Raw genomic sequence first — 3739 nt, 5'->3', positions numbered from 1 at the left:
GTATAACACAGTTGGTTGAAATTTTCGATAATTTTGGTTGACATTTGCTAAATGTACTGTATAATTCGATTCGCTCTTTAAAAAACAGATTACCGATAAGTGTGAGTGCATTGGACCTCACACTGTTTGAAAGACAGACAAGATGATGTTTTAGACATTGTCCTGTCGGTTTCTTTGAAGCAGACCAGAAGTTATAAGTTAGAGATTGAACATAAGAGTTTGATCCTGGCTCAGATTGAACGCTGGCGGCATGCTTTACACATGCAAGTCGGACGGCAGCACAGAGAAGCTTGCTTCTTGGGTGGCGAGTGGCGAACGGGTGAGTAATATATCGGAACGTACCGAGTAATGGGGGATAACTAATCGAAAGATTAGCTAATACCGCATATTCTCTGAGGAGGAAAGCAGGGGACCTTCGGGCCTTGCGTTATTCGAGCGGCCGATATCTGATTAGCTAGTTGGTGGGGTAAAGGCCTACCAAGGCGACGATCAGTAGCGGGTCTGAGAGGATGATCCGCCACACTGGGACTGAGACACGGCCCAGACTCCTACGGGAGGCAGCAGTGGGGAATTTTGGACAATGGGCGCAAGCCTGATCCAGCCATGCCGCGTGTCTGAAGAAGGCCTTCGGGTTGTAAAGGACTTTTGTCAGGGAAGAAAAGGCTGTTGCTAATATCGACAGCTGATGACGGTACCTGAAGAATAAGCACCGGCTAACTACGTGCCAGCAGCCGCGGTAATACGTAGGGTGCAAGCGTTAATCGGAATTACTGGGCGTAAAGCGAGCGCAGACGGTTACTTAAGCAGGATGTGAAATCCCCAGGCTTAACCTGGGAACTGCGTTCTGAACTGGGTGACTAGAGTGTGTCAGAGGGAGGTAGAATTCCACGTGTAGCAGTGAAATGCGTAGAGATGTGGAGGAATACCGATGGCGAAGGCAGCCTCCTGGGATAACACTGACGTTCATGCTCGAAAGCGTGGGTAGCAAACAGGATTAGATACCCTGGTAGTCCACGCCCTAAACGATGTCAATTAGCTGTTGGGCAACTTGATTGCTTAGTAGCGTAGCTAACGCGTGAAATTGACCGCCTGGGGAGTACGGTCGCAAGATTAAAACTCAAAGGAATTGACGGGGACCCGCACAAGCGGTGGATGATGTGGATTAATTCGATGCAACGCGAAGAACCTTACCTGGTCTTGACATGTACGGAATCCTCCAGAGACGGAGGAGTGCCTTCGGGAGCCGTAACACAGGTGCTGCATGGCTGTCGTCAGCTCGTGTCGTGAGATGTTGGGTTAAGTCCCGCAACGAGCGCAACCCTTGTCATTAGTTGCCATCATTTAGTTGGGCACTCTAATGAGACTGCCGGTGACAAGCCGGAGGAAGGTGGGGATGACGTCAAGTCCTCATGGCCCTTATGACCAGGGCTTCACACGTCATACAATGGTCGGTACAGAGGGTAGCCAAGCCGCGAGGTGGAGCCAATCTCACAAAACCGATCGTAGTCCGGATTGCACTCTGCAACTCGAGTGCATGAAGTCGGAATCGCTAGTAATCGCAGGTCAGCATACTGCGGTGAATACGTTCCCGGGTCTTGTACACACCGCCCGTCACACCATGGGAGTGGGGGATACCAGAAGTAGGTAGGGTAACCGCAAGGAGCCCGCTTACCACGGTATGCTTCATGACTGGGGTGAAGTCGTAACAAGGTAGCCGTAGGGGAACCTGCGGCTGGATCACCTCCTTTCTAGAGAAAGAAGAGGTCTAATGCATTCACACTTATCGGTAAACTGTAAAAGATGCGGAAGAGAAAAGCTTGAGTGAAGACAAGATTCGCTTAAGAAGAGAATCCGGGTTTGTAGCTCAGCTGGTTAGAGCACACGCTTGATAAGCGTGGGGTCGGAGGTTCAAGTCCTCCCAGACCCACCAAGAACGGGGGCATAGCTCAGTTGGTAGAGCACCTGCTTTGCAAGCAGGGGGTCATCGGTTCGATCCCGTTTGCCTCCACCAAGAACTTTACAAATCAAAGGAAGCCTGCTATACTTAGCAGCTTATTTTGATTTGCGAAGTGGAATATCGACGCATCGATCTTTAACAAATTGGAAAGCCGAAATCAACAAACAAAGACAATGAGTTTGTTTTGATTTTTTGTTCTTTGCAAAGGATAAAAAATCTCTCATAAGAGAAAAGAAAACAAACACAGTATTTGGGTGATGATTGTATCGACTTAATCCTGAAACGCAAAAGGCAGGATTAAGACACAACAAAGCAGTAAGCTTTATCAAAGTAGGAATTTCAAGTTTGCTTCCCTAGTCAACGGGTAGGCAAACGAAGTCAAAGAGGTTCTTGAAATGATAGAGTCAAGTGAATAAGTGCATCAGGTGGATGCCTTGGCGATGATAGGCGACGAAGGACGTGTAAGCCTGCGAAAAGCGTGGGGGAGCTGGCAATAAAGCTATGATCCCGCGATGTCCGAATGGGGAAACCCACTGCATTCTGTGCAGTATCCTAAGTTGAATACATAGACTTAGAGAAGCGAACCCGGAGAACTGAACCATCTAAGTACCCGGAGGAAAAGAAATCAACCGAGATTCCGCAAGTAGTGGCGAGCGAACGCGGAGGAGCCTGTACGTAATAACTGTCGAGATAGAAGAACAAGCTGGGAAGCTTGACCATAGTGGGTGATAGTCCCGTATTCGAAATCTCAACGGTGGTACTAAGCGTACGAAAAGTAGGGCGGGACACGTGAAATCCTGTCTGAATATGGGGGGACCATCCTCCAAGGCTAAATACTCATCATCGACCGATAGTGAACCAGTACCGTGAGGGAAAGGCGAAAAGAACCCCGGGAGGGGAGTGAAATAGAACCTGAAACCTGATGCATACAAACAGTGGGAGCACCCTTGTGGTGTGACTGCGTACCTTTTGTATAATGGGTCAACGACTTACATTCAGTAGCGAGCTTAACCGAATAGGGGAGGCGTAGGGAAACCGAGTCTTAATAGGGCGAACAGTTGCTGGGTGTAGACCCGAAACCGAGTGATCTATCCATGGCCAGGTTGAAGGTGCCGTAACAGGTACTGGAGGACCGAACCCACGCATGTTGCAAAATGCGGGGATGAGCTGTGGATAGGGGTGAAAGGCTAAACAAACTCGGAGATAGCTGGTTCTCCCCGAAAACTATTTAGGTAGTGCCTCGAGCAAGACACTGATGGGGGTAAAGCACTGTTATGGCTAGGGGGTTATTGCAACTTACCAACCCATGGCAAACTAAGAATACCATCAAGTGGTTCCTCGGGAGACAGACAGCGGGTGCTAACGTCCGTTGTCAAGAGGGAAACAACCCAGACCGCCAGCTAAGGTCCCAAATGATAGATTAAGTGGTAAACGAAGTGGGAAGGCCCAGACAGCCAGGATGTTGGCTTAGAAGCAGCCATCATTTAAAGAAAGCGTAATAGCTCACTGGTCGAGTCGTCCTGCGCGGAAGATGTAACGGGGCTCAAATCTATAACCGAAGCTGCGGATGCCAGTTTACTGGCATGGTAGGGGAGCGTTCTGTAGGCCGATGAAGGTGCATTGTAAAGTGTGCTGGAGGTATCAGAAGTGCGAATGTTGACATGAGTAGCGATAAAGCGGGTGAAAAGCCCGCTCGCCGAAAGCCCAAGGTTTCCTACGCAACGTTCATCGGCGTAGGGTGAGTCGGCCCCTAAGGCGAGGCAGAAATGCGTAGTCGATGGG

Annotated in this window: 2 tRNA genes and 2 rRNA genes (1 of these 4 cut by a window edge); all 4 read left to right on the top strand. The window is 49.5% G+C overall.

What is annotated here, in order from left to right:
* The first annotated feature begins 207 nt into the window (after positions 1–207).
* Positions 208–1748 (top strand): 16S ribosomal RNA (locus ACTHTQ_RS11055).
* 105 nt (positions 1749–1853) lie between these two features.
* Positions 1854–1930: transfer RNA gene (locus ACTHTQ_RS11050), tRNA-Ile, on the top strand.
* 5 nt (positions 1931–1935) lie between these two features.
* Positions 1936–2011, top strand: a tRNA-Ala gene (locus ACTHTQ_RS11045).
* A 348-nt stretch (positions 2012–2359) separates the two neighbouring features.
* Positions 2360–3739, top strand: a 23S ribosomal RNA gene (locus tag ACTHTQ_RS11040); it runs 1611 nt beyond the window's last position.
* The 16S and 23S rRNA genes sit together here with 2 tRNA genes alongside, the layout of an rRNA operon.

It is taken from the genome of Neisseria sp. P0020.S003 (assembly GCF_051957095.1).
GTDB lineage: Bacteria > Pseudomonadota > Gammaproteobacteria > Burkholderiales > Neisseriaceae > Neisseria > Neisseria subflava.
This window is presented reverse-complemented; position numbering and strand designations above follow the sequence as displayed.